We start from the raw sequence: 25231 nt of genomic DNA on the forward strand, positions 1-25231 counted from the left end.
CCACCGGTTCGAAACCCCCTCAAATATAGATGCGTGATGTCCCGCCAGCGCCGAGATGTATCGAGAGGCAACGCCACACTCAAGTCCACGGCGACCAACCTCACACCGAATGACCGACACCGAGGTCCTCGTGGTCGGCGGGGGGTCGACCGGATGCGGGGTCGCCCGCGACCTCGCGATGCGCGGGGTCGACGTGACCCTCGTCGAGAAGGGCAACCTCACCCACGGAACGACCGGCCGGATGCACGGCCTGCTCCACAGCGGCGGCCGCTACGCCGTCTCCGACCGGGCGAGCGCGGAGGAGTGCATCGAGGAGAACCGCGTCCTCCGGGACATCGCCTCCCACTGCGTCGAGATGACCGGCGGCCAGTTCGTCCAGTTGGCGGGCGACCCCGACGAGTACTTCGAGCGGAAGCTCGCGGGGTGTCGCGACTGCGGCATCCCCGCCGAGGTCCTCACGGCCGAGGAGGCCCGCGAGGAAGAACCCTACCTCACGAAGGACGTGGAGCGCGCGATTCGGGTGCCCGACGGCGCGGTCGACCCCTTCCGGCTCTGCGTGGCGAACGCCGCCGACGCCGAGCGCCACGGCGCGCGAATCGAGACCCACACCGAGGTCGTGGACGTGCTCGTCGACGGCGAGGCGCGTCGCGCCTCGCCGTCGACGAGCGAGCGACCCCCGCGGGGGGACGTGTTCGGCGTGGAGGTCCGCCACGAGTCCGGGCCCGGCAAGCGCGAGCACGCCGCGCCGGGCGAGCGAGAGCGCATCACGGCCGAGTACGTCGTCAACGCCGCGGGCGCGTGGGCCGGGCAGTTGGGCGCGATGGCGGGCGTCGACGTGGACGTTCGGCCCTCGAAGGGGGCGATGGTGGTGATGAACTGTCGGCAGGTCGACACCGTGATAAACCGCTGTCGGCCCAAGGGCGACGCCGACATCGTGGTGCCCCACGAGACGACCGCGATTCTGGGCACGACCGACGTGGAGGTCGAGGACCCCGAGGAGTACCCCGAGGAGCACTGGGAAGTGGACCTGATGATAGACGAACTCGCCGAGTTGGTTCCCATCCTCCGGGAGGCCCGGACGGTCCGGTCGTTCTGGGGCGTGCGACCGCTCTACGAGCCCCCCGAACGGGGGACTACGGACCCCACCGACATCACCCGCGACTACTTCCTGCTCGACCACGAAGAGCGCGACGGCCTCTCGGGGTTCGCGTCCATCGTCGGCGGGAAGTTCACCACCTACCGACTGATGGCCGAGGAGATAGCCGACCACGTCTGCGGGGAACTGGGGGTCTCCGCGCGGTGTCGAACGGCCGACGAACCCCTCCCCGGGAGCGAGGACCCCGGGGTGCTGGACGACCACATGGACCGGTTCGGCCTGCGCTCGCCGATTGCCCGACGGAGCGCCCAGCGACTCGGGAGCCGGGCCGACGAGGTCCTCCGGACCGACGACCCCAACCCCGTCCTCTGCGACTGCGAGGCGGTCACCCGCGCGGAGGTCCGGGACGCCATCGCCCAGTCGGGAACCGACCTCAACGCGGTTCGCATCCGGACCCGGGCCTCGATGGGCAACTGTCAGGGCGGGTTCTGCGCTCACCGCCTCGCCGCCGAACTCCACCCCGAGTACGGCGACGAGCAGGCCGACGCCGCGCTCGACGAACTCATAGACGAGCGCTGGAAGGGCGAGCGCCACGCCCTCTGGGGCGAACAGCTCTCGCAGGCGATGCTCAACTACGCGCTTCAGGCGACCACGATGAACCGCGACCGCGACACCCGAGACGGTGCGCGAATCGACTTCGCGGCGTTCGACTCGGGGACCCGAACGCCCCCCGAACGGGAGGAGAGCCGTGGCGATTGAGGACGACGTTCTCGTAATCGGGGGCGGCCTCGCCGGGATGACCGCCGCGCTCGCGGCCGCCCGCGAGGGCGCGGGCGTCCGCGTCGTCTCCCACAAGGAGTCGACCCTGCGCTCGGCGAGCGGATTGGTCGACGTGCTGGGATATCCGCCGGAACGCGCGCCGGGGTCGGCGTCCGGGGACGCCGACCCCGGCGCGAGCGTGCGGGGAGAGGACGAGAACGCCGACCCCGCCGCGCGCTCGCGCCGCGAGCGCGCGGCCGACGGCCCCCTCGTCGACCCCTTCGAGGCCATCCCCGACCTCCCCGAATCGCATCCCTACCGGAGGGTCGGCGTCGAGGGCGTCCGTGACGCCCTCGACCTGTTCGACGACGCGGTCGGCGACCGGTACCGCGGGGGACACACCGACCGGAACGCGCTGGTCCCGACCCACGGCGGGCGCATCAAGCCCACCGCGCGCTACCCCGCGAGCGCCGCGGCCGGACTCGCGAGCGACGACCGGCCCGCGCTCCTCGTGGGCTTCGAGACCGTGACCGACTTCGACGCGCCGCTCGCGGCCGCTCACCTCGAATCGGCGGGCGTCCCGTTCGCGGCGCGAGGAGTCACCGTCCGGTTCCCCGGCGGCTTCCGGGCCGACGCCCGACTCACCCGGTTCGCCGACGCGCTCGACTCGAACGAGCGCGTCGAGATCGGCGGCTCCGGGGGGAGCTACACCGAGTCGCTCCCGGCGCGCGAGGCGCTCGCCGAAGTCGTGAAGGACCGCCTCCGGGGCGAGCAGCGAGTCGGCTTCCCCGCCCTGCTCGGCCAGCACGACGCCGCGGGGGTGCGCGAATCCCTCGAAGCCGAACTCGGTGCGGCGGTCTTCGAGGTGCCGATGGGTCCCCCGAGCCTGCCGGGGCTGCGCCTCGAAGGCGCGCTCGTCTCGGCCTGCCGGGACGCTGGCGTTCGGTTCTCGACCGGCAACCCCGTGGTGGGCTACGAGACGGCGACCGGCCCCGGCGGGGACGGCGAAATCGCCGCGGTCCGGGTCGACCGAAACGGCGCGAGCGTCCCCTTCCACGCCGAGTCGTTCGTGCTCGCGACCGGCGGACTCGTGGGGAAGGGCATCGATTCGGACCGCGAGGGGGTCAAGGAACCGATCTTCGACTGCCACGTCTCGCATCCGAGCGACCGGTACGACTGGTTCGAAGACGAGACCTTCGGCGACCACCCGTTCGCCCGGTTCGGGGTCGAGACCGACGACGACTTGCGGCCGCTCGACTCGCGGGGAGCGCTGGAGTTCCCGAACCTCCGGGCCTGCGGGGCGGTGCTGGGCGGCTACGACTTCGCCGCGGAGAAGTCGGGCGCTGGCGTCTCGCTCGCCACCGGGCGGGCGGCCGGACTCGCGGCGGCGCGGGAGGGACTCGAAGCATGAGCGATGCACGAAATCCGGACGACACCGACGACACCGACGACGTGCGACAGGAAGCGACAGTGGACGACGAGGCGTTCGAGCCCGTGGCGGTGTTCGGCGAGAGCGAGGAGATGGACCTCCGGCCGGGCAGCGACGACTGCTACAAGTGTTCGACCTGCGACACCGCCTGCCCGGTCGCCGAGGTGGACGACGAGTTCCCGGGACCGAAGTTCCAGGGGCCCGAGCAGTGGCGGCTCAAGCGCAAGGGCGACCACGATATCGACGAGTCGGTGATGTCCTGCTCGAACTGCATGCGGTGTGACGACGCCTGCCCCTCGGACGTTCCGCTGAGCCAGATGCACAACACCGCCCGCGGCGAGTACGTCAAGAACGGAATGAGCAGGCTCTCCCGGGAGTACGTCCGGAACCGGATGCTGGCGAACTACCGGACGCTCGCCCGACTGGGGAGCACGGTCCCGCGACTGACAAACTTCCTCATGGGCAACTCGGTGGTCCAGACGCTCAACGAGAAACTGCTGGGAATCACCAGCGAGCGCGAGTTCCCCGAGTTCGCCGAGGAGACGTTCCGGGAGTGGTGGGAATCGAGAGGCGGAGCAAATGTCGAGAGCGACGACAAGCGCGTGGCGTACTTCCACGGCTGTTACGCCAACTACAACACGCCCGCGGTCGGCAAGGCGGCGGTCCGGGTGTTCGAGTCGTTCGGCTACGAGGTGCTGGTCCCGCCCCAGCGGTGTTCGGGCACGCCGATGTTCGCCAACGGGATGTTAGACGACGCCGAGCGCGCCGCCGAAGTCAACGTCGAAGAACTCGCGGCCGCAATCGAGGACGGCGCGGATATCATCGCCTCCTGTACCTCCTGTTCGATGTCGCTCCGACAGGAGTACCCCGAACTGTTCGACTTCGAGGGGACCGCGTCGGTCGCGGCCCGGACCTACGAGGCGGTCGAGTACCTCCGGCTGTTCGAGGACCTCGACGGAGCGCTCGAAGATAGCGAAATCGAGGGACAGGAATTCGCCTACCACGCGCCCTGTCACGCCCGGAATCAGGGCATTGCGGGGCAGGCGGTCGAACTCCTCGACCGACTCGACGGCGCGAGCGCCGAGGACGTGGGACCCTCGTGCTCGGGCATCTCGGGCACCTACGGCTGGAAGCAAGAGAAGTACGACACCTCGATGGCCATCGGCGCGGAGATGTTCGAGCACATGGAAGACGCCGACGCCGAGACCGGCCTTACGGAGTGTCCGACCTGCGCGATGCAGATGGAACACGGCACCGGCTACGAGGTCCGCCACCCGCTGGAGGTGCTGGAAGCGGCGCTGGTCGAGTGAGGCCGGGGAGGGGTGTCCGGTCCGATGTCGCTCCCTGCGACCACTCCACCGACGAGAGACCGCAACCACATGCCTCCCCAGCCAGCTCCCTCGCTCCTTCCAGTCGCTCGGTCGTTCCTCACGCGGGAATGGCGCGCGCTGGTGCGGGCCGCGGTTTGGCCCGCACCATCTCCGCGCGAGGGACGAGTATCACAGGGCCTGCCTGTGGCAGGCCCGAGAAACGCAGTCGGTTGGGGAGGGTGTGGCCCGCGGTCGCGGTGCGGTCTCTCAGAGGTGTCGGGAGTAGTGCGGTCTCTCAGAGGTGTCGGGAGTAGTGCGGTCTCTCAGAGGTGTCGGGAGTAGTGCGGTCTCTCAGAGGTGTCGGGAGTAGTGCGGTCTCTCAGAGGTGTCGGGAGTAGTGCGGTCTCTCAGAGGTGTCGGGAGTAGTGCGGTCTCTCAGAGGTGTCGGGAGTAGTGCGGTCTCTCAGAGGTGTCGGGAGTAGTGCGGTTCTCGGTGGTGTTGGAGGACGCGAGTGCGGTTCCCGGCGGTGTTGGAGGATTCGAGTTCGGTTCTCGGTGGTGTTGGAGGACGCGAGTGCATGCCCCGACCTGTCGACGGACGCGGGTGTCGTTCCCACCACCGCCGACAGGAGCGACGCCGACGCGGTTGGTCCCTAGTCCTGTCCCGGAGTCGGAGCCGGGTCGCCGCGCCCGTCCTCGACGTACTCCAGGTCGTCGGTGTAGTAGTCGACGAGCAGGACCGCGAACGCCCCGACGAGTCCGGCGACCAGCACCGCGGCCGCGCGCTCGGGTGACCACGCCCCGCCCGCGCCGACCACGCGCTCGACCGGCAGCCTGAGCGCCCCGACCATCAGCGCGACGAGGAAGGTCAGGGTCACCTGCCGGTGGGTCGCGAGTGCCCACTTCACCACGCGGGCGAACGAGAGGATGCCGACCGCCGCGCCCGCGACGAACGAGACCACCGAGACGCCGGGGCCGACCAGCGCGTCGAGGGAACCGCCCCGGACCGCGCCTATCGCCCCGTCGATGAACGCGTGGAGGGTGTTGGACATGAACACGTACTGGCCGAACAGGACGAGCAGGAGCGACCCCGATATCCCGGGCAGGATCATCGCGCAGATGGCTATCGCCCCCGCGACGAAGAGGACCGGCGGTGCGTGGGAGATGGCGGCCCCCGCCGCCTCGCCCGAGAGCGCGAACGCGACGGCGAATCCCGCGACCGCCGCCGCGCGCTCCTCGCGGGTGTCCAGACCCACCTCGCTCCAGAGGACGACCGCCGACGCCGCGATGAGACCGAAGAAGAACGCGAACAGGACCGCGGGGTTCGACGCTTCGAGCGCGGAGACGACCCCCGTCACGCCCACGATGGCGGTCATGACGCCCGCGCCCAGCACCACCAAGAATCCGACGTCCATCTCCCGGAGCGTCCCGAGCGCCCGAGCGCGCGCGTCGGGGTCGTACGCCCGCGGGAGGTCGGCGAGTAGTTGCGGGTCGAACGACGCGATAGCGCCGACGAGTCGCTCGTAGATGCCGGTTATCAGCGCGATGGTGCCGCCCGAGACGCCGGGGACGGCGTCGGCGGCACCCATGCAGACGCCCTTGAGGTAGACCGAGAGCCAACGTCCCATCGGTTCTCGTCTACGCCGACCCCGCAGAAAACAGTTGGCTTTCGGCGTTCAGTTCCGGCCAGCGAGCGCGAACGCGCCGAGAGACGCGCCGACGAGTCCGGCGCTCGCGGGTGCCACGCCCTCGCGCTCGGGGACCGCGTCCCCGAGCGCCGACTGCGAACCGGCGGGCGAGGCGAGCGACGACTGGTTTCCGTCGTCGGTCGTCTCGTTCTGGCTGGTCGATTCGTTTCCGGTCTCGGTCTTCGTCTCGTTACCGGGCGGAGCCGTCTCGTTGCCCTCGGTCTCGTTACCGTTCTCGTTGGTCGGCGGCTCCCAGGTCTCCTCGGTGAGGTCGACCGAGACGTTGCTGTCGTCCTCGCCGATGACCTGTCCCTCGGTCACGTCGGCGCTGGCGTTGTGGAAGGTGTAGCTCTCGTTGCCCGACTCGCTGAGCGGCGTGTTGAACTCGTACGGGCCGGTCGCGCGCACGCTGGTGTTGGTGTAGCCCTCGTCGGTGCCCCACTCGTCGTAGCCGGTCGTAGAGTACGGCAGGGTCATGGTGAACTCGCCGTTCTCGTTCGTCTCGGCCTGCTGGGTGTAGGTGAACGTGGAGTTGGCTCCCGTGGGCGCCATCTCGACCTCGGCGGTGACGGTCTCGTTCGTCGGGCCGCTGCCCTCGACCGTCGCGCCGGGGACGCGCTCGAACGTCTTGACCCACGAGGGGTTGGTCTTGAACAGCGCGTTGGGGTTCACGCCAGCCTCCTGGAGCAGTTGCATCTCGCGCTGGAGCGTCTGGGCGTACTCCCGGGACTGGGTGCCCGAGGACTCGCTCTGCTTGACCAGCCGGTAGTGTTCGAGCGCGGGGACGCGCTCGCTCGGGAACGGTCCGATGCCGCCGACCTGCGCGGAGCCGTCCTCCTCGACGTACTCGCGGGCCTCCTCCATCGAGTCGAACCGCTGGACGACACTGCTGTTCGGCCCGGTCGGCTCGCCGACCGCCGCATCGGAGTTGAGACCCGGGACGCGGTCGTAATCGACCACTATCGGACTCGGCTCGACCGCGCTTCCGTGGTAGAGGTAGAGCCGCGCCACCTGACTCCGGTAGTAGCGCTGGTCTTTCATGTTGAGCAGCATCTGGGGCTGGGACTGCTGGTCGGTCAGTCCGGCGTAGACCTGCGTGGAGAAGTCGGTCGACTCGACATCGTCGTTGAAGACCGTGGGCGCGCTGAACTTCGAACTCGGTTCGGCCATCTGCCAGTCGGCCATCACGTACCGAATCTCCTCGTCGTCCTCGCTGAGGTCATCGAGGACGGCGTCGGCGTCCGGCTCGCTCGGCGCGAGCAGGTACTCGGCGGCGGTCGGCGCACCCTCCTGGAACGGGTTGGCGTGCGGGATGCGCTCGCCCTGAGTCGTGATCCAGTGGCCGTAGTCCCACCACGACATCACGCCGTACGCGCCGTCGGGATAGTCGAAGTCGCTGTCCTGTTGGTCGAACGTGCCGTAGTGTTCCATCTCGTTGTCGGCACCGCCGAAGGTCCCCTCGGCGGGCGTCTCGTTCGCCATCCAGTCGAGCGTTCCGCCCCAGTTAGTCACCGCGCCGGGACCAGCGCTCGCACCCACCGACATCGCGGTCTGGGTCCTGTCGATGACCGGGTTGCCCGTGGTCCCGATGGTGGCCGGGAAGACCAGCACCGGTAACACGAGCAGGAGGATGAACACCACCGTCAGCACCTGATACCCCTCGATGTCGGTGAACGCCTCGCGGTCGGTGAGGTTCACGGCCGCGAGGGTGCGACCGAACAGGTACGCGTTCAGCACCGCGACCGGCACCACGAGGTAGTAGTTGAACCGCACCTGCGTGAACGCCGCCGCGAAGATGAACGCCGACCACACGAGCACGAGGAAGTACTCCGCGCGGTGGTCGTTCGTCCGGTAGGTCCGAACGACCATCCAGACCGCGGCCACGACGGCCGTGAACAGCATCAGGCCGTACTCCTGAAAGACGACGTCTAGCGGGGAGATTCCCCACTGCGGTTCGGCCCGAGAGAGGAACGGCTGGGCCTCGCCGATGGTCCGGGTCTGGGCGTTGGTGCCGAACCCGACGACACGGATGACGTTGTTCCGGACGAGGCGGAACAGGTCGGGGAGCGCGACCGCGACGAGTCCCACGATAGCGACGACGACACCCGCGATGGCTCCCGGATAGAGCCTCGAATCGAGGTCGCGGGCGTCCCACTCGCGGGCGAGCCACGCCATGAACGCGGTGCCTCCGGCGACCCCGAACGCGAGCAGGGGCTGGAGGGGAGAGAACTTCGTCGGGCTGAACTCGAACGTCCCCAGCGGGACGAGCATGAGCAGTCCCGCGACCGCCATGCTGGTCGCGCCGACGAACGCGAGGTGGTCGGGACTGACACCGCGGACGTAGTCGGCCGACAGCTTGAGCGCGAAGAACACGCCGAAGATGCCGACTATCAGCACGCCCGGCGGCCACGTCCAGACGTAGAGCGCCGTCGCGAACCCGGCGAGGGCGCTGTAAGCGAGCGGAACCCGGAGGGCGGCGAGGTCGCGGTCGACGAGGAGCTCGTAGACGGGCTTCTCGCGCTCGGCGACCGTCACCGCGACCATCATCGCGAACACCGCGATCACCTGGAAGAGGACCTCGGCGACGTGGTGGTCGGCGAACCCGACCGTACTCCGCCGGAGGAAGGTTCCCGGGAGCAGCGCGAGGACGACGACGCCGAACAGTCCGCCGGGGCGGCCGCCGAGGCGCTTGCCGATGAGATAGGTCGGAACCGCCACGAGCGCGCCGACCACCGCGGGAGTGACCATGACGGTCATCGCGATGGTCTGCTGGGAGGGGTCGCCCAGACCGACCACGAGCGCGGCCGTCGCCATGAGTTGGTCGTACAGCGTCCCGTACTGGCCGACGCTGGTGCCGTACGGGAAGTAGGTCCACGGGTCGTAGGGCATGGTACTCGGCCAGTTGTCGACCGTGTACGTGACCTGTCGGAGGTGATACCACGGGTCGTTTCCGTCGAGGAAGACCTCGCCGTTTCGGAGGAAGTCACCGTATGACTGGAGACGCACCCAGAGCATGAACGCGAACGCCGCGACGAGCACGGGTACGTGATACCAGTCCTCGAAGGCGTCGAGGATCGACTCGACGGATTCCGTCGAGTCTTCGACCTGCTCAGTCTGCTGGCTCATTGGCTTGAGAAACTGGCAAAACGCGCATAAGCCTTATCATCTGGACACGTACCCAACAGTTTAACTGTCGCTGATGCCGACACTTTTGCCGGGCCGGGAGAACGCCGGACGGCGGCCGTCGCTCGCGCTTCTGGAGAAGCGCGAGCGACTGTCAGGGGAGCATCTCCCTGCGGAGGTCCCGGAGGACCGCGAGAACGTCGATGCGGATGCGCTCGCTCAGGGCCAGCAGGACCGCGAAGTACGTCGCCGCGCCGACCCCGAGCAGGACCGCGATTCGGACCGCACCCGCTGCGCCGCCCAACTGGACTTCGAGGAGCCAGACCACGGCCGTCATGACCGCCATCGAGGCGACCTGTCGCGCAACGTCGACCACCGCCGACCGGGGAACCGGTTCGTCGAGGAAAGCGAGCATGCTGGCGACGCTCGCGCCGAACGCCAGCACGGTCGCCCACGCCACGCCCCACGCGCCGAACGCCACCGTGAGCGGGAGCGCAGAGAGGCCGTACGTGACGATGAGGACGACGCCGCTGGCGGCGTAGAGGCGGGGTCGGCCGGTCCCGAGGAAGAACTTCTCCAGCCCCTCGCGGTAGCCGTTCACCAGATTCGCCACCGCGAGGACGGGGATGAGCGCGTTCGCGAGGCCGACGACGCCCACCAGCGGGAGCGCTATCGTCCCGGCGCTGTTGGCGTAGATGGTCAGCAAGAGCGCGTTGCCGACGACCGCGCCGCCGCCGACGATGGGGATGGCGAACACTCCCGCGTAGGTGAACATCGCCGACAGCAGCCTGCCGACCTCCTCGTCGTCGCCCGCGGCGTCGAGCGCGGAGAACCGCGGGAACGCGACCTGCGCGAGCGCCGAGGAGAACAGCATCGACGCCTCGGTGATGGTGAACACGTTCTTGTAGACGCCGGTCGGTCCCGGGCCGACGAACTGGCCGAGCAGGATGTAGTCGGCCTGCTTGAACAGTTGGCCCGAGACGCTCTGGACGTAGGCGTACTTCGAGTAGTCGACGAACGACCGGAACAGCTCCATCGACGGCCGAGCGGGGACGACCCGCGCGAACCCGACGTACGAGACGAGGAATGTGAGGAACTGGCCCGCGATGAGCCCCCAGATGAGCCCCGGCACGCCGAAGTCGGCGACCACCAGCGCGGCCTGAATCGGGACGATGAGCGCGTACCGGCCGTTCTCTATCGCGCCGACGAGCGCGACCCGTTCTTTGCCTTCGAGGAACGAGCCCGAGAGCCGGAACAGCCCCCACGTCAGCACGGCGAGCGGGACGAGCAACGCGGCCTCGACCCCGACGAGGCCGTTTATCTGCGCTCGGAACGCCGCCGAGAGGACGGCGACGACCGCGACCCCCGCGAACAGGATTATCGCGCCGCTGGTGAAGTGGCGCGCCTCCTTACCGCCCTCGCTGACGCGCTTGACGACCACGGGGTAGAGGCCGAAGCTGAAGACGTTGGCCGCGACCATCTGGAGGCTGAAGAAGATGGCGTAGGTCCCGATGCCGTCGAACCCGAGCTGGCGGGTGAAGAAGACGGTGCCGAGGAATCCCGCCAGCGTCCCGAGGACGTTCGTGACGAACCGCTTCGATATCTCCGCGCCGACCTTCATCGTCACTCCAGATAGCCGAGTTCCCGGAGCCGGTCCTTTACTTCGCCCTCCCGCTCGTCGTCGCCCGCGACCCCCTCGCCGTCACCCGTGACCGCGTCGTCGCCCGCGAAGTCGTAGGTCTCGGGGTCGCGTTTCGCGGGGTCGGAACCCTCGGCGAACACGTCGAGGACCTCGCCGGTCGTCGATTCGGGAATCCGGTAGCCCAGCGCGTGGAGGACGGTCGGCGCGACGTCGGTGATGTGTGCGCCCTCGACCGTCCCGTCGCGGAACGACGGGCCGCGAGCGAGGAAGATGCCCTCGCGGGCGTGGCCGCTGGTGTCGACCTCGAACAGCACTTCCTCGGCGTCGAACCGCGAGGAGGCGTGGACCTCCGGCGTCTCGATGACCATCGCGAGGTCGGGCGTGTGGGGACCGCCGCGGTCGAGGCGCTCGAAGCGCACGTCGAGGCCCGCGGCGTCTGCGGCGTCGCCGAGCGCGCGCTCGGCGACGCCGCAGACGCGCTCGATCTCGTCGGGGTCGTCGGCGAGCGCGTACACCAGCGTCGTCTTCTGGCCCACGTCGGCGAGCGCCTCCGTCTCTGGCCAGTCGATGCGGCCCGTGCTCAGCGCGTTGTCGAGGCCGAGGGCGTCGCCCGTCGGGACGCCGGTCAGAGCGCTCTCGGGCACCAGCTTCCGGGCGAGCGTGAGCAGGCCGACCTTCCCGAGCAGGTCGCTTGCGGCGTCGCGGGCGGTCCCGAGCGCGGCCTTGGTCGCGTCCCCGGACTCGGTCAGCGAGACGAGTCCGGCGCGTTCGAGGGCGACGTTCGGCGCGAACTTCGCCCGGACCTTCTCGAAGCCGTGGTCGCTCATCACCACGAGGTCCTCGTCTTCGTGAGCGTCGAGGAACTCCCCGAGGCGCTCGTCGACGCGCCGGTACACCTCGAAGACGGGATTGCCGGAATCGGCTGGCGGGGTGCTGTCGGCCCCCCAGTAGTGGTGGGCCACCCGGTCGGTCGCACGAATCAGTCCGACCGCGAGGTCCGGGTCGTCGCGCTCGACGAAGTGCTCGAACGCCTCGAAGCGCTTGTCCACGAGTTCGAGGCTCAGGTCCACGTAGGCCCGCGAGCCGGGCCGCTCGTCGTTGCGGAGCTTGTACTCGCCCACCACCTCCTGAAGCTCGTCCCAGCGCTCGGGCGGGTGGGCGTACTCGTCCTTGTACTCGGGTGCGGCGGCGATTATCGTCCCCTCGATGGCCTGCCACGGGTACGAGCCGGGGATGTTGAACACCACCGCCGACCCGTTCTGGTCGTCGACGGCGTCCCACATCTTGCCGGGGACGAACTCGTCGTGGCTCAGGTCGTTCTCGCGGGTCTCCCGGTTGAAGTGGGTGAACCCGTACATGTCGAGGTCGGTCGGCTCCCGGCCGGTCGCGAACGCGGGCCACGCCGGGACCGTGATCTCGGGGACCGTGCTCTCCAGTTCCCCGCCCACGCCCTCGTCGAGCAGGCGCTCGAAGTTGGGGAGGCGGCCGGACTCCACCCACGGCTCGATGAGCGAGAGGGTCGCGCCGTCGAGTCCGAGGACTATCATGTCCGAGCGAACGCGGGGGGTCGCCAAAAGGGGTTTGGTCCCGCTTCGAAGGTGTGTTCGATGGGAGGTCCGTGGTCGCAGGTGGGACTCCTACGGAATAGAGTGACTTCGGCACCAACACTCCGAAAGCCCCCGCCCGGTCGCGGTCGCTCTGGCGGATATCCGCGCCTCACAACACCGCATCGGCGCGGATAGGGCCGCCAGAGACGACCACGGCCTTCGGCCGCGACCGGGCGGCCCCTTTCAGTCCCACCCGTGGTTCGGGTCACCGGGCGTTTTCGGCGGCTGTGTCATCGAGCGCGGTCGCCCGAGAAATCGTCACTCCAGATACCCCAAATCGGAGAGTCGCTCGGCCACCTCGGCGTCCTCGGTCGACTCGTGCGCGCCGACCTCGTACTCGGGGTAGGACCGCGGCTCGGGGGCCTCGACCGCCGGAAGCGCCTCGCCGTCCATCAGGTCTGCGGGCGCGATTCCGAGGGTCGCCAACACGGTCGGAGCCACGTCGAACAGGTGGGGGTCCCCGAGGTCGGCGTCGGCGTCCACGCCCTCGCCCGCGAGCGCGACGACGCCGTGGCGCTTGTGGTTCCACGGTTCGGGGTCGCCGAACTGCTCGCCGACGAGCGCCGACAGCGAGTGCCGGAAGTCGGTCGGCACCGCGAGCACGTCCACCGCCTCCTCGGCGTAGGGGCCGTCGATGTACTCCTCGCGGGGGACGACCTCCTCGAAGACGGGCGTCCCCTCGGGCGTGGTCGCGCTCGACAGCAGCGAGATTATCTCCTCGCGCACGCGCTCGTACTCGTCTGCGGGCACGACCCCCTCGGGGTCGCGGCCCTCGACGTTGAGCCGAACTCCCAGTTCGGAGGGCGACCGGAGGTACGCCCGCGAGGCCGCGAAGTCCACCGCGTCGCTCGCGGCGAACACCGCGCCGACCGGGACGTGGCGGCCGACGAACGCCGCGAGGCCGAGGCGCTCCAGAATCGCCTTGCCGCGCTGGTAGGTCAGGCCGAAGTCTGCGGCGGTCGCCGCGAGGCGTTCGAGCAGGGGACGGCCCGCGGGACGCGGGCCGTCCCCGCCCTCGGTCAACTGCTCGTCCTTGATCTGGAACCACGAGGGCACGCCCTGTCCGTCCGTGGTCGTCTCGACCACGCCCGCCTCCCGGAGGAACTCGTTGACCCGGAACTCGCGGCCGTCGTACTCGCCCATGCCGTGGTCGCTGGCGACGACGACGGTGTCGGGGTCGCAGGCGTCGAGTATCTCGCCGATTTGCTCGTCCACCGCCCGATAGATGGCCCGCACCTTCTCGCGGTCGCCGGGATAGTCGTGGAAGACGGCGTCGGTCTTCTGGAACTGGACGAACCCGAACTCGGGTTCGAATCGGTCGGCGAGGTACCGGAACGCCTCCCCGCGCATCCGGGCGAGTTCGAGGTAGTCGTCGAACCGGTCGTCGCCCGCGGTCTCGTCGGTCTCCCGGCGGGCGTAGACGCGGTAGTCGCCCACCGCCTCGCGCACGTCGTCGAGGATTCCCTCGGGGTGACACGGCGGGTCCTCCGGAGCGAGGTAGCCCGGAATCACCGCGCCGTCGATGTCGGGCGGCGGACTGGTGACCGGCGCGTTGACCACGACGCTGGTCAGGCCCGCCTCGTCGGCGTACTCCCAGAGGGTGCGCTGGCGCACGTCGGTCGCGTTCACGATGTCCCAGTCGTAGCCGTCGAACCGCAGGAAGTCGAAGACGCCGTGCGTGCCCGGGTTGGTGCCGGTGTACAGCGAGGGCCACGCGCTCGCGGTCCACGGCGGAATCTGGGACTCCAGTCGCCCGGCCGCCCCGTCCTCGAACAGCGATTCGAGGTGGGGCAGGTCGCCGTCCTCGAACAGCGGTCGGAGCACGGGAAAGCAGGCGGCGTCGAGTCCGACCAGGAGCGTCTGCATACTCCGACCGACCGGACCCGGCGGCTTAAAACTGCTTTTCCGCGGCGCTATTCGAGGTAGCCGAGTTCGCGGAGGTTCCGCTCGACGCCCTCGGTGTACTCGGCCTCGGCCGCTCCCGCCGACCCGGCGTCGTCGAACTCCGCGCCGAGGGTCTCGACGAGTCGCTCCCGGAGGTCGGCGACGACCTCCGGGAGCGACTCGTCGGCGTCGGGGACGACGGACTCGCCCGGCAGTTCGTACAGGATTTCGGTGCCGTCGGACCGCGACTCGAACCGGTACTCGTCGGTCCGAATCGACTTCCGGCCGACCGCGAACTCCCGCAGCGTCGCCTCCGAGACCTCGCTCGCGGCGTCGCGGTCCCGCGGGTCCGAGGGGGCCTCGGCGGCGAAGACGGCCTCGCGCTCGAAATCGCCGAACAGCGACGCGCCCTCGGTCTCGGGAGCGTCGAGTCCGCAGATATCGCAGAGCGTGGCGAACAGGTCGACGTGCGAGGCGAGGTCGGTCCGGCGCTCGCCCGCCGGGACGCCCGGCCCGGCGACCACGAGCGGGACCCGGGTGATCTCGTCGTAGAGGAAGTTACCGTGGTAGAGCGCGTCGTGTTCGCCGAACGCCTCGCCGTGGTCGGAGGTGAGGACGACGACCGTGTCGTCGGCGAGCCCCGCGCGGTCGAGCCAGTCGAGGAACGCCCCGAGGCGGTCGTCGAGGTACCGCAGGCTCGCGCCGTACCACTCCCGGAGGACGGCGAGTTCGGCCGGAGACAGCGACTCGGGGTCCTCGAAGTACCGGAGCGCGATGCTCGTCGCGCCCGCGCCGTCGGCCGCCCGGAACAGTCTGTCGTCGTCGACGGCGGGGTCGTCGAACTCGCAGGGCGAGTTCGACGACCCGAGCCTGTCGAGCAGTTCCTCGACCAGCCCGAACCGGGGCCGGGAGAGTTCGGGCGTCGCCTCCTGCTTGTACGGTCTGGGCGGGTCGTACGGCGCGTGAACCGTGGTCAGGTTCGCCATCGCGAAGAACGGCTCCGGCGAATCGCCCAGCCACTCCCGTAGCTTTTCGAACTTTATCTCGGTGAAGTAGTCGTTGCCCTCGCCGACGAGTCGGACGCCGTCCCGGCGCACGAGGGGGTCGGTCGCGAACTGTCGGAGGTACGCGAGCGACGGCCGCTCGGCGACCTCCTCGTACACTTCGTAGTACTCCTCGAACCCGCGGTCGAGGCCGGTCGCCGACCCCATCTTCGCGGGCCCCGGGATGCCGACGGTTCGGTAGCCCCGGTCGGCGAACCATTCGGCGAGCAGGGGGACCGACTCGGGCATGGTCGGCCACGCGCCGTCGAAGCCCGTGTCGTTCGGGTAGCGTCCCGAGAACAGCGCGCCGTGGGACGGCGGGGTCCACGGGCCGACCGCGAAGGCGCTCTCGAAGAGGGTTCCCCGCGCGGCAACGCGGTCGAACGCGGGGGTCTCGACCGAGAACGCCCCGTCGTAACAGGAGGGGGCGTCTGCCCGGAGCGTGTCGAAGACGAGCACGAGGACGTTCGGGCGGTCGCTCATACTCGGGTGGGCGTCCCTCGCGGGCTTAAATCCATCAGTCCGTCGGGAGCGCGGGATTTATCCGTCCACCGCGCGCCGACACCCACATGGACCCCGACGCCGCCCGCGTGGCGATGCTCCATCAGGACCCCCATCCAGCCCACCGCGGCTTCGCGGAGGCGGTCGGTGCCGACCTCGTCGACTACCACCGCCTGTCGGTCGGCCCCCTCGAAGGCAGCGTCGCCGAGGACGCCCTCAACGGGCTGGCGTACCCCGACTACGACGTCTACCTCGTCGAGGGGTCCCGTCCGCTGTACGCCGCGCTCGCCCGACGGTTCACCCGCGGCGGGAAGCTCGTCTACCTCGGGGCCGACCACGGCCTCTACCAGCTCGGCAACCCCGACTTCGAGGGGAGCTCGGGCGTGAAATCGCTTGTCGGGAGGTTCGGCACGCCCGCTGTCCGGGCGGTCGGCCGCCGGGGAATCGACGGCGTGGTCGCCGTCTCGGAGTTCGTCGCGGAGTTCACCCGGCCCGTGGTGGGGCCGGACACGCCCATCGAAATCGCCCACCCGTTCGTCCAGCCCGACGCCTACGACGCGCTGGGCGAGGTGACCCCCGCCCTCGACGCGAACGTCGCGGTCACGGTCGCCCGGCCGTGGGCGTACAAGGGCGTGGACATGCTCGTGGACGCGTGGCCGCGGGTCCGCGAGGCGTTCCCCGACGCCGAGTTGCACGTCGTCGGCGGGGGCCACCCCGAGTCGTACGCCGAGACGCCGGGCGTCCGGGTCCGGGGGTACGTCGAGGACCTCGCCGACGCCTTCCGACCGGCCTCGCTGTTCGTCCAGCCCTCGCGGATGGACGCCTTCCCCGTCTCGACCCTCGAAGCGATGCGCGCTGGCGTGCCGCCGCTGGTGACCCGGACCGCGGGCACCCGCTCGGAGGCCCGCGAAATCGACCCCGGCCTCGTGGTCGAGACCAACGAGTACGCGCTCTCGCGGGGGGTCAGGGAGTACTTCGACCGCGACCCCGACGACCGCCGGGAACTCGCTCGCCGCGCTCGCGAGCGCGGCGAGCGATTCGACCCCGACTCCCGGAAGGCGGCGTTCCGCGAGGCGTTCCGCGACGTTCTCAAAGAACTTTAACCCGGTCGGAGCGACTACTCACCCATGACCGTCTACGTCGTCGGCCTCGACGGGGCCGACTGGTCGCTCCTCCGACCGTGGGCCGAGGAGGGCCACCTCCCGGCGCTCGCCAGGATTCTGGACGAGGGGGTCGCTGGGGACCTCGCGAGCACCCTCCCGCCCGTGACCTTCCCCGCGTGGAAGTGCTACTCGACCGGCAAGACCCCCGGAAAGCTCGGGGTCTACGAGTGGTTCGCGTACGACCGCGCGACCAACGAGATATCGGCCAACGACGCCAGCGACTTCCGGTCGCGCGAGTACTGGGACGTGCTGGCCGACCGCGGCCGCCGAGCGGGCGTGGTCAACATGCCGACCACCCACCCCGCGGGCGCGTCGGCGTCGGGCGCGCCCGACGCCGACGCGAGCAGAGAGGGAGCCGTCCTCACCATCGCGGGAAGCCCCGCGAGCGAGCGCAAGGAGTTCACCAGCCCCGAGTCGCTCAAAGCCGACCTCCTCGACGCGATTCCCGACTACCGGGTCAAGCCCGACCTCGTGCTCGACGAGGCGACCCCCGACGAACTGGTCGCGGAGGCCCGCGAGCTGTTCGAACAGCGGTTCGCGGCCGCGACGTGGCTCGCCGACCAGAAGGAGTGCGACCTCGTCCACACCACCCTCTTCGCGACCGACACGCTCCAGCACCGGCTGTGGGACCGCCCCGAGAAGCTCCGGGCGGCCTACGAGCGCGTGGACGAACTGCTCGCCGACCTGCTCGCGCGCGACGACGCCGAGGCCGTCTTCCTGATGAGCGACCACGGCTTCGCGGAAATCGACGAGATATTCCTCGTGAACCAGTGGCTACTGGAGCGGGGCGACCTCGTCGTCGAGGACTCGGAAACTCGGGACCTGCTCGCGACGGTCGGACTCACCGAGGAGCGCCTGAAGCGCGTCGTCGACCGCCTCGGCCTCGTCAACCTCGCCCAGTCGCTCGTGCCCGAGTCGCTCCAGCGGTTCTTCCCGAGCGAGAGCGGCCGGGTCGCGATTCAGGACGCCGCCATCGACTGGACCGAGACGAGGGCGGTCTCGCTCGGCCGCGGTCCGGTCTACGTCAACCGCGAGGCCTTCCCCGACGACGCGGCGGCCGACGCCTACGCCGAGGACCTCGCAAGCGACTTCGAATCCCTCGAAACCCCGGCGGGCGACCCGGTCGCCGCGGCGGTCCACGACCCCGCCGACGTCTACACCGGCGAGCGACCCCGCGGCCCGGACCTGCTCGTCGAGTACGCGACCGGCGTCGACGCCCCGGAGGCCATCGGCGGCGAGGTGTTCGGCGAGACCACCGAGTGGCTCGCGACCCACCGCCCGACCGGAATCTTCGCGGGGTGGGGCGAGGGGGTCGCGACCGGGAGCGCCGACCTCGACCTCTACGACCTCGCGCCGACACTCCTCCACTACCTCGGCTCGCCGGTCCCCGAGGACGCCGACGGCGAGGTCCGGTTCGACGCGCTGGCGGGCGAGGCGACCGAGCGGGAGGTCGCGGTCGGCCCGCCGACCGCGACCGACGCCGCGGGCGAGCGCGCGGGCGAGGAGGTCGAGGAGACCCTCCGCGAGCTGGGGTACCTCGAATGAACCCCCTGAAGCGGTTCCCGCGGGCGAACAACGCGTGGATGGACCTGAAGCATCGCGTGGCCCACTGGCGAAAGCGCCGGAAGCGCCGGGAGTTCGGCGGCCGAGCGGGCGCAGACCTGACCGTCACCGACCCCCGGAACGTCCTCGTCGTGGTACTCGACTGCCTCCGGGCCGACCACGTCTCGGGGTTCGGCCACGACCGGCCGACCACGCCCGCGCTCGACCGCTTCGCCGACGAGGCGGCGGCGTTCTCGAACGCCAAGGCCCCGAGTTCGTGGACGTTCCCCTCGATACCCTCCCTGCTGTCGGGGCGGTACCCCCACGAACACGGCGGGCGAATGGCGGCCGACCCGCGGAACCTCTCCTCCGAGCAGTTCCCCAGCAGGCCCCGGGCAGACGTCCCGATGCTCCCGGACCTGCTGGAGTCGGCGGGCTACGACACCGGGATGGTGACCGCGATTCCGATGGCCGAGGAGGCGGTCGGCGACCGGTTCCGGCACGTCAGCGTCAGGTACACCGACGCCAGCGAGCGGGTCGATGCGGCCCGCGAGTGGCTGTCCGGGCGCGACCGGTGGTTCTGTCACCTCCACCTCGGGGACCCCCACGCGCCCCTCGATATCCCGGACGAACACCGCGAGACGTTCGGCGTGCCCGAGACGGACGGCCTCGAAGACTGGCGGTTCCGCGAGGGGACCGGGGACGGAGGCGACGACTTCGAATCCTATCGCGACGCCAAACTCCGGGCCTACGACGCCGCGATTCGGGGGGCCGACGACGCCCTCGCCGACCTGCTCGCCGACCTCCCCGACGACACCGTGGTCGTCGTCTGCGGCGACCACGGCGAGGCCTTCTGGGAGCATCCCGGATTGGAGCGCCGACTCAACCACGACCCCCGGGGCTACTACGCGACCGACCACGGCCACAGCGTGCTCGAAGAGGTGGCGCGCGTTCCTCTCTGGGTTCGTGCGCCCGGCGTCGAGACCGGAGTCACCGACCGCCCCGTCTCGCTCGTGGATGTCGCGCCGACGATTCTGTCGGCGCTCGGCGCGGACGTTCCCGAGGTCCTCGGGGGCCCCGAGGACCTCAACAGTGCGGACGGCCTCAGCGGCCGGTCGCTCGCCGAGGCGGCGAGCGACCGGCCGCTGCTCTGCGAGGAGACGGCGTACGGCTACAATCAGCGCGCGGTCTGGCACGACGGCGAGAAACTGGTCGCGGTGCCCGAGACGGGCGAACGCGCGGCGTTCGCCCTCGACGGGTATCTGGAGGGCGACCCCCTCGACTCGGTGCCCGACCACCTCGACGCCGCGCTCGCGGGGTTCGGGTCGGGCGTCGCCGGGGGCGAGCGGATGGACGTGGACGACGACACCCGCGACCGGCTCGCGGAACTTGGCTACCTCGAATGACTACTCCATGTAGCCGAGGTCCTTGAGGTGGTCCTCGACCATCTCGTCGTCCTCGTCGATACCGCGCGAGCCGCCCTCTCGCATCCGCCTCATCCGCTCGCGATGGTCGTCGAGCGCTCGCGATAGCTCCGCGTACTCCGGCGGGGACTCGCCCGTACGGTCGTCCTCGGGGCGCTCGTCGGGGGTCTCGCGCACGTCGAAGCAGAACTCGCCGTCGTCGGCGTGCCGGAGGAGCTTCCAGCCGTCGGCCCGGCGGGCGCAACATCTGGCGTACTCGATTTGACGCCCCACGTCGGCGAACGCGTACTCGCGGCCCTCGACCTCGCCGTCGGCGAGGTCGAGGGCCGACGCGCCCTCCCAACCGTCGAACGCGTCGAGGCCGAGCGCGTCCGTAATCGTCGGTGCCGCGTCGATGAGCCGGACCTGTCCGTCCACGGTGGCGGCCCCGCGGTCGGGGTGAGCCACCACGAACGGGACCCGGAGCACGCCCTCCCAGAACTCCGGCGGGTGGCCCGCGTGGCCGTGTTCGCCCACGAGTTCGCCGTGGTCGGCGGTGAACACGACGAGGGTGTCGTCGAGCTCGCCGCGGTCGTCGAGCGCGTCGAGCAGGGCCGCGAACTGGTCGTCGACGTAGGCGCACTCGGCGTCGTACAGCCCCCGAATCAGCTCCCACTCGCGGTCGGTGACCTCCTCGGGGTGGTGGGTGCCCTTCCGCGAGAGGCCCCGACACCGCGCGAGCGGGAGGGGCTCGTCCAGAAATTCGCGCTGGTACTCGTCGGGAGCCTCGTAGGGGTGATGGGCGTCCATGTAGTGCAGCCACGCGAACCACTCGTTCTCGCGGTCGTCGACCCAGCCGAGCGCCCGGTCGTTCAGCGACTCGGCGCGCTCGTACTCGCTGTCGTTGCCGGTGGCGCTCGCGAACACCGCGTCGGCGCGGTTGTACACCGCCTCGATGGTCTTGAACAGCGGTCCGTCCTTGTCGAGGTTCGACTGGACGAACTGCTTGAGCCGCCCGGCCTCGGCCGCCCCGCTGGCGTCGTACATCTCGCCGAACCCGCGGTCGTAGCGGTACGACCCGCTCGCGAAGTGGTTGTCGGTGTAGCCCGCGGTGGCGTAGCCCTCCTCGCGCAGGGTCTCGGCCAGCGTCCGGATGGCGTCGTCGCGTCCGGGTTCGGGCAGACCCAGTCCCTCGATGCTCGCGAAGTACCGACTGGCGTGGATGGCGGGGAACGACGCCGGGGTCGACGGCCCGTTGGCGACGCACTCGGTGAATTCGAGGGCGTCGTCGGCGAACGCGCGGGTCGCGGGCATCACCTCCGGGTTCACCCGGTCGGCGCGCAGGGAGTCGACCGTGACGAGGAGGACGTTCATACTCGCGTGCAGTCGGTCGGCGCTTAAAACGCTACTCGTCTCTCGTTCGACGGGTTCGCTCGATGTGGTGCCGAGAAACGGTTGCACCGCGCTCGGAGTTGGAGTTGGAACCGGAAGAGAGGAACTCGGATTTCGGTGTCGGGAGCTAGCTACTCCCGGTACCTATGAGAACCGCACCGCCACCGCAACCGCGACCGCGACAGCCACACGCCTCCCCAACCGACTCCCTCGCTCGCTCCGCTCGTTCGGTCGTCCCTCGCGCGCTGATGGCGCGGCACGACACCGCCGTGCCGCGCCAGCGCGCGCCGTGACGAGGGTGGAGAAGGCGCGAGACCGTGCGACGAGTGGCTCTGTATGAGAAACGCGACTCCGGAGAGTTCGAAACTCACCGATACACCGCCAGCACGCGCTCGGTCACGTCGTCCCACGTCGGCAGGGCGGCGTCGGGCGCGTCGCGCCCGACCGCCGCCCGGACGCCCGCGGCCACGTCCTCGGGCGCGACCGACTCGACGCCCACGCAGTCGGCGCGGTCGGTCCAGTCGACCAGTGCGCCCGCCTCCCGGACCACGCAGGGCGTCCCCGACGCGAGGGCCTCGGCGACGGTCATGCCGTAGGACTCGAACACCGAGAGCGCGAGGTACGCCTCGGCCCCGGCGTAGAGTCCGGGGAGGCGGTCGGATTCGACGTAGCCGAGGAACGCCACCCGGTCGGCCACGCCAGCCTCGCGGGCGAGTCGCTCCAGTTCGTCGCGGTAGTCGCCCGACCCCGCGACCAGCAGGTCGTACTCCGGCAGGTCGGCGAGCGCCCGGACGGCGTGCTGGACGCCCTTGTACTCCTCCAGTCGCCCGACGCAGAGCAGGTAGGGTCGGTCGCGGTCCTCGGGGGTCGCGTCGGCGAACCGCGAGACGTCGAGGCCGTTTGGAATCACGGTCGCCTCGACGCCGAAGTCGGCGCGAAGCCGTCTTCGCTCCCAGTCGCTGACCGCGACCACCGCGTCGGCCCGGCGGAGCGCCCACCCGCCGAGGGGTCGGTACAGCGAGAGCAGTCGGTCCCGGACCGGGTCTGCGCTCGCGCCGTGGTAGTGGGGCGTGACGACGAATCGCGCGTCGCTCGCTCCGTGGAGGACCGACGCGGCGCTCGCCCCGAGCGCCGCGAACGCGACCGGCAGGGAGTGGTAGTTGTGGGCGTGGACCACGTCGGGGTCGGCACGGGCGACGGCGCGGGCGATTCCGGGCGCGACGTGGAAGGCCCCGCCGGGCGCGAACCCCCGGAATCGACGGACTTCGACGCCGTTCCGGGTCTCTCGGTCGGGAACCCCGCGGCCAGCGTCGGCCGCCAAGACCGTCACCTCGTGGCCGCGCTCGACCAGTCGCTCGGCTATCTCGGCGACGTGGGTCTCGACGCCGCCGGTGCGTGGCGGGTACCGGGGTGTGACCTGGAGAACTCTCATCCGCGGGCCTCAGTCGAACGCCTCGCGGAGTTCCTCGTCGACCTCCCACGTCCCGTCGCCCTCCCCGCGCAGGAGTTCGACCGCGGCGTGGAGCAGCGACACCTGCGAGTCGAGGACGGCGTAGACGGCCTGTAGGGGGCCGAGCAGGTCCTTCTGTCCGAGCCAGACGAACCCCGCGAGCGCGGCCGGGACCGCCAGACCCGCGGGGCCCGCGACCGACACCGCCGCGGCGGTGACGACCAGCGCGTCGAGCGCCACGAGCCACGGCGAGGCCACCATGAACCACCAGTTGAACGGGAGGACGACCCGGCCGTAGTTGCCGTACTTCCCGAGCGCGTCGCGGTGCTGGACGAGCAGGCGGATGAGTCCCATCCCCCTGCGGTCCTTCTGGAGGCGGCGCTTGCCGAAGTCCGAGTGGGAGGCCTCGCTGTACCGGACCGCGGGGTCGAAGACCACGCGGTCGCCGCCGCGGCGAATCTTGAGCGCGAGTTCGGTGTCGTCGGCGAGCGACTCGGGGTCGAGGGGGACGATGGCGTCGTTCTCGAACGCCGAGAACGGACCGTGGAAGATGAGCGTCGAGTCGAGGTGCGATTCGAGCGTCTGGACGTGTGCCTGGACGCCCCGGTAGCCCGCCTCGACCTCGCTCCCGCCGAGGACCTCGGCGTTCTGGCCCGTGACGGCCGCCACGTCGGGGTCGGCGAGGTTCGCGGCGGCCTCCCGGAGCGCGTCGTCGGCGACGTACGAATCGCAGTCGGTCTTGACGACCATCTCGTTGCCCGCGGCGGCGTAGGCGTCGTTGAGCGCGGGTGCGAGTCCCCGGCGCTCCTCCTCGCGGATGAGGGTCAGGTCGGGATGCTCGCGGTCGGCGAAGTACTCCTCGATCACCTCGGGGGTCTCGTCGTCGCTCGAATCCACGACGACGAGTTCGACCTTCTCCATCGGGTAGTCGAGCGAGAGCAGGTCGTCGAGCTTCTTCTCGACGATGCCCGACTCGTTGTACGTCGGGAGGACGACGCTGACGGTCGGCTCGGCGTCGCGCTTGTCGGCGGGCGACCCGCTCGGCCGGACCCACGCGTACAGCGCGAGGAATGCGAGGTACGGCAACGCCGTAACGGCGACGAGCGCCCCGGCGGCGGCCACGAGGCTGTTCATACCGTGGAATATGGAATCGGGTTATAACATACTGTTGTTTCGGGGTGTCGCCGAGTCGGCGCGAAAGGCGTGGTCTCCGGACATCGCTCCCCGGGTATCGGGCGGCGGTCGAGAAGTAAGCCTTTTGCGGACGTGGTGTCCACACCCTGCCAATGGCCGAGTTCGAGGACGTGTGCGTTCTCATCCCCACGCTGAACGAAGCCGCGACCATCGGCGACGTGATCGAGGGGTTCACGAGCCGCGGGTTCGAGAACGTTCTCGTCGTCGACGGCGACTCCACCGACGGCACCGCGGAGATAGCCCGAGACCGCGGCGCGCGCGTCGTCGAGCAGTCCGGCACCGGGAAGGGACAGGCGATCCGAGAGGCGATCCGCCACGTCGACGCCGAGTACGTCCTGATGCTCGACGGCGACGGGACGTACCGGCCCGAGGACGCCGACGCGATGCTCGAACCCCTCCTCGAAGGCGAGTACGAGCACGTCATCGGCGACCGCTTCGCCGACATGGAGGACGGCGCGATGTCGCGGCTGAACCGACTCGGCAACGCGATGTTCAACTGGGTGTTCCGCCACGTCCACGGCGAGAACTTCGAGGACATCCTGAGCGGCTACCGGGCGTTCACCCGCGAGTCGGTCGAGGACTTCTACCTCGACGCCGACGGCTTCGGCGTCGAGACCGAGATGGCGGTCGAGTGCGTCAAGCACGGCGTCCCGACCACGGTGGTCCCCATCCGGTACGAGGCCCGCCCCGACGGGTCGGACACGAACCTCCACCCGCTCCGGGACGGCGGCGTCATCCTCGTCACGCTCTACCAGCTCGCGAAGACGAGCAATCCCATGTTCTACTTCGGAAGCGTCGGCGTGGTGAGCGGGCTGTTCGGCGTCGCGATGGCCGGGTACGTCGCCTACGAGTGGTTCGTGAAGGTTCCCCGCGAGAGCCACGAGGTGCTGGCGCTGGTCTCGGCGTTCGCCATCCTGTTCGGCGTGCAGTTGCTGATGTTCGGCGTCCTCTCGGACCTCATCGTGACGCTCCATCGAGAACAGATGCGGCGGCTGGAGTGACGGG

16 protein-coding genes are annotated in these 25231 nt (G+C 70.1%); 7 read left to right on the forward strand and 9 right to left on the reverse strand.

Going from position 1 to position 25231, the window contains the following annotated elements:
• Nucleotides 1-109 precede the first annotated feature (109 nt).
• The 3 genes from glpA to NGM10_RS15065 are packed head-to-tail and all read left to right on the forward strand — an operon-like array spanning nucleotide 110 to nucleotide 4594.
• Nucleotides 110-1855: an anaerobic glycerol-3-phosphate dehydrogenase subunit GlpA gene (gene glpA, locus NGM10_RS15055; RefSeq protein WP_253480154.1), complete on the forward strand. Its 1746-nt coding sequence runs from the start codon at nucleotides 110-112 to the stop codon at nucleotides 1853-1855.
• The gene (gene glpB, locus NGM10_RS15060; RefSeq protein ID WP_253480156.1) at nucleotides 1845-3266 is read left to right on the forward strand and encodes a glycerol-3-phosphate dehydrogenase subunit GlpB; all 1422 of its coding nucleotides are present in this window, start codon (nucleotides 1845-1847) and stop codon (nucleotides 3264-3266) included. Before glpA ends, glpB begins: the two co-directional genes overlap by 11 nt.
• Nucleotides 3263-4594, forward strand: a complete 1332-nt coding sequence (locus NGM10_RS15065; protein WP_253480157.1) for an anaerobic glycerol-3-phosphate dehydrogenase subunit C — start codon at nucleotides 3263-3265, stop codon at nucleotides 4592-4594. The genes glpB and NGM10_RS15065 overlap by 4 nt, the downstream gene beginning before the upstream one ends.
• A gap of 653 nt (nucleotides 4595-5247) precedes the next feature.
• On the opposite strand, the gene NGM10_RS15070 is transcribed toward NGM10_RS15065, so the two are convergent.
• From NGM10_RS15070 to NGM10_RS15095, 6 genes are all read right to left on the reverse strand, one after another.
• Nucleotides 5248-6222: a DUF368 domain-containing protein gene (locus NGM10_RS15070; RefSeq protein WP_253480158.1), complete on the reverse strand. Its 975-nt coding sequence runs from the start codon at nucleotides 6220-6222 to the stop codon at nucleotides 5248-5250.
• A gap of 48 nt (nucleotides 6223-6270) precedes the next feature.
• Nucleotides 6271-9408, reverse strand: a complete 3138-nt coding sequence (locus NGM10_RS15075; protein ID WP_253480160.1) for an oligosaccharyl transferase, archaeosortase A system-associated — start codon at nucleotides 9406-9408, stop codon at nucleotides 6271-6273.
• Between the two features lie 151 nt (nucleotides 9409-9559).
• Complete coding sequence (locus NGM10_RS15080; RefSeq protein ID WP_253480162.1) at nucleotides 9560-11026, reverse strand: oligosaccharide flippase family protein; 1467 nt, start codon at nucleotides 11024-11026, stop codon at nucleotides 9560-9562.
• Nucleotides 11027-11028: 2 nt separating this feature from the next.
• Nucleotides 11029-12594 (reverse strand): alkaline phosphatase family protein, encoded by a 1566-nt coding sequence (locus NGM10_RS15085; protein ID WP_253480163.1) that lies wholly within the window; start codon nucleotides 12592-12594, stop codon nucleotides 11029-11031.
• 318 nt (nucleotides 12595-12912) lie between these two features.
• The gene (locus NGM10_RS15090; RefSeq protein ID WP_253480165.1) at nucleotides 12913-14520 is read right to left on the reverse strand and encodes an alkaline phosphatase family protein; all 1608 of its coding nucleotides are present in this window, start codon (nucleotides 14518-14520) and stop codon (nucleotides 12913-12915) included.
• A gap of 47 nt (nucleotides 14521-14567) precedes the next feature.
• Nucleotides 14568-16064, reverse strand: coding sequence for a sulfatase (locus tag NGM10_RS15095; protein ID WP_253480167.1), 1497 nt, complete (start codon nucleotides 16062-16064; stop codon nucleotides 14568-14570).
• Between the two features lie 86 nt (nucleotides 16065-16150).
• On the opposite strand from NGM10_RS15095, the gene NGM10_RS15100 reads away from it, so the two are divergent.
• The 3 genes from NGM10_RS15100 to NGM10_RS15110 are packed head-to-tail and all read left to right on the forward strand — an operon-like array spanning nucleotide 16151 to nucleotide 20193.
• Complete coding sequence (locus tag NGM10_RS15100) at nucleotides 16151-17185, forward strand: glycosyltransferase family 4 protein (protein ID WP_253480169.1); 1035 nt, start codon at nucleotides 16151-16153, stop codon at nucleotides 17183-17185.
• Nucleotides 17186-17209: 24 nt separating this feature from the next.
• Nucleotides 17210-18790, forward strand: coding sequence for an alkaline phosphatase family protein (locus NGM10_RS15105; protein ID WP_253480170.1), 1581 nt, complete (start codon nucleotides 17210-17212; stop codon nucleotides 18788-18790).
• Nucleotides 18787-20193, forward strand: a complete 1407-nt coding sequence (locus tag NGM10_RS15110) for a sulfatase (RefSeq protein ID WP_253480173.1) — start codon at nucleotides 18787-18789, stop codon at nucleotides 20191-20193. Before NGM10_RS15105 ends, NGM10_RS15110 begins: the two co-directional genes overlap by 4 nt.
• Here NGM10_RS15110 and NGM10_RS15115 read toward each other — a convergent pair whose 3' ends face one another.
• From NGM10_RS15115 to NGM10_RS15125, 3 genes are all read right to left on the reverse strand, one after another.
• Nucleotides 20194-21564 carry a sulfatase gene (locus tag NGM10_RS15115; RefSeq protein WP_253480176.1) on the reverse strand — a complete coding sequence of 457 codons (1371 nt, stop codon included), beginning with the start codon at nucleotides 21562-21564 and terminating at the stop codon, nucleotides 20194-20196.
• 385 nt (nucleotides 21565-21949) lie between these two features.
• The gene (locus tag NGM10_RS15120) at nucleotides 21950-23014 is read right to left on the reverse strand and encodes a glycosyltransferase family 4 protein (RefSeq protein WP_253480178.1); all 1065 of its coding nucleotides are present in this window, start codon (nucleotides 23012-23014) and stop codon (nucleotides 21950-21952) included.
• A gap of 9 nt (nucleotides 23015-23023) precedes the next feature.
• Entirely contained in the window at nucleotides 23024-24166 is a 1143-nt protein-coding gene (locus NGM10_RS15125) for a glycosyltransferase (RefSeq protein WP_253480180.1), read from the reverse strand.
• Between the two features lie 152 nt (nucleotides 24167-24318).
• On the opposite strand from NGM10_RS15125, the gene aglJ reads away from it, so the two are divergent.
• A complete protein-coding gene (gene aglJ, locus NGM10_RS15130) occupies nucleotides 24319-25227 on the forward strand; it encodes an S-layer glycoprotein N-glycosyltransferase AglJ (protein WP_253480183.1) in 909 nt (302 codons plus the stop codon).
• Nucleotides 25228-25231: the final 4 nt, after the last annotated feature.

Source organism: Halorussus salilacus (assembly GCF_024138125.1).
Lineage (GTDB): Archaea > Halobacteriota > Halobacteria > Halobacteriales > Haladaptataceae > Halorussus > Halorussus salilacus.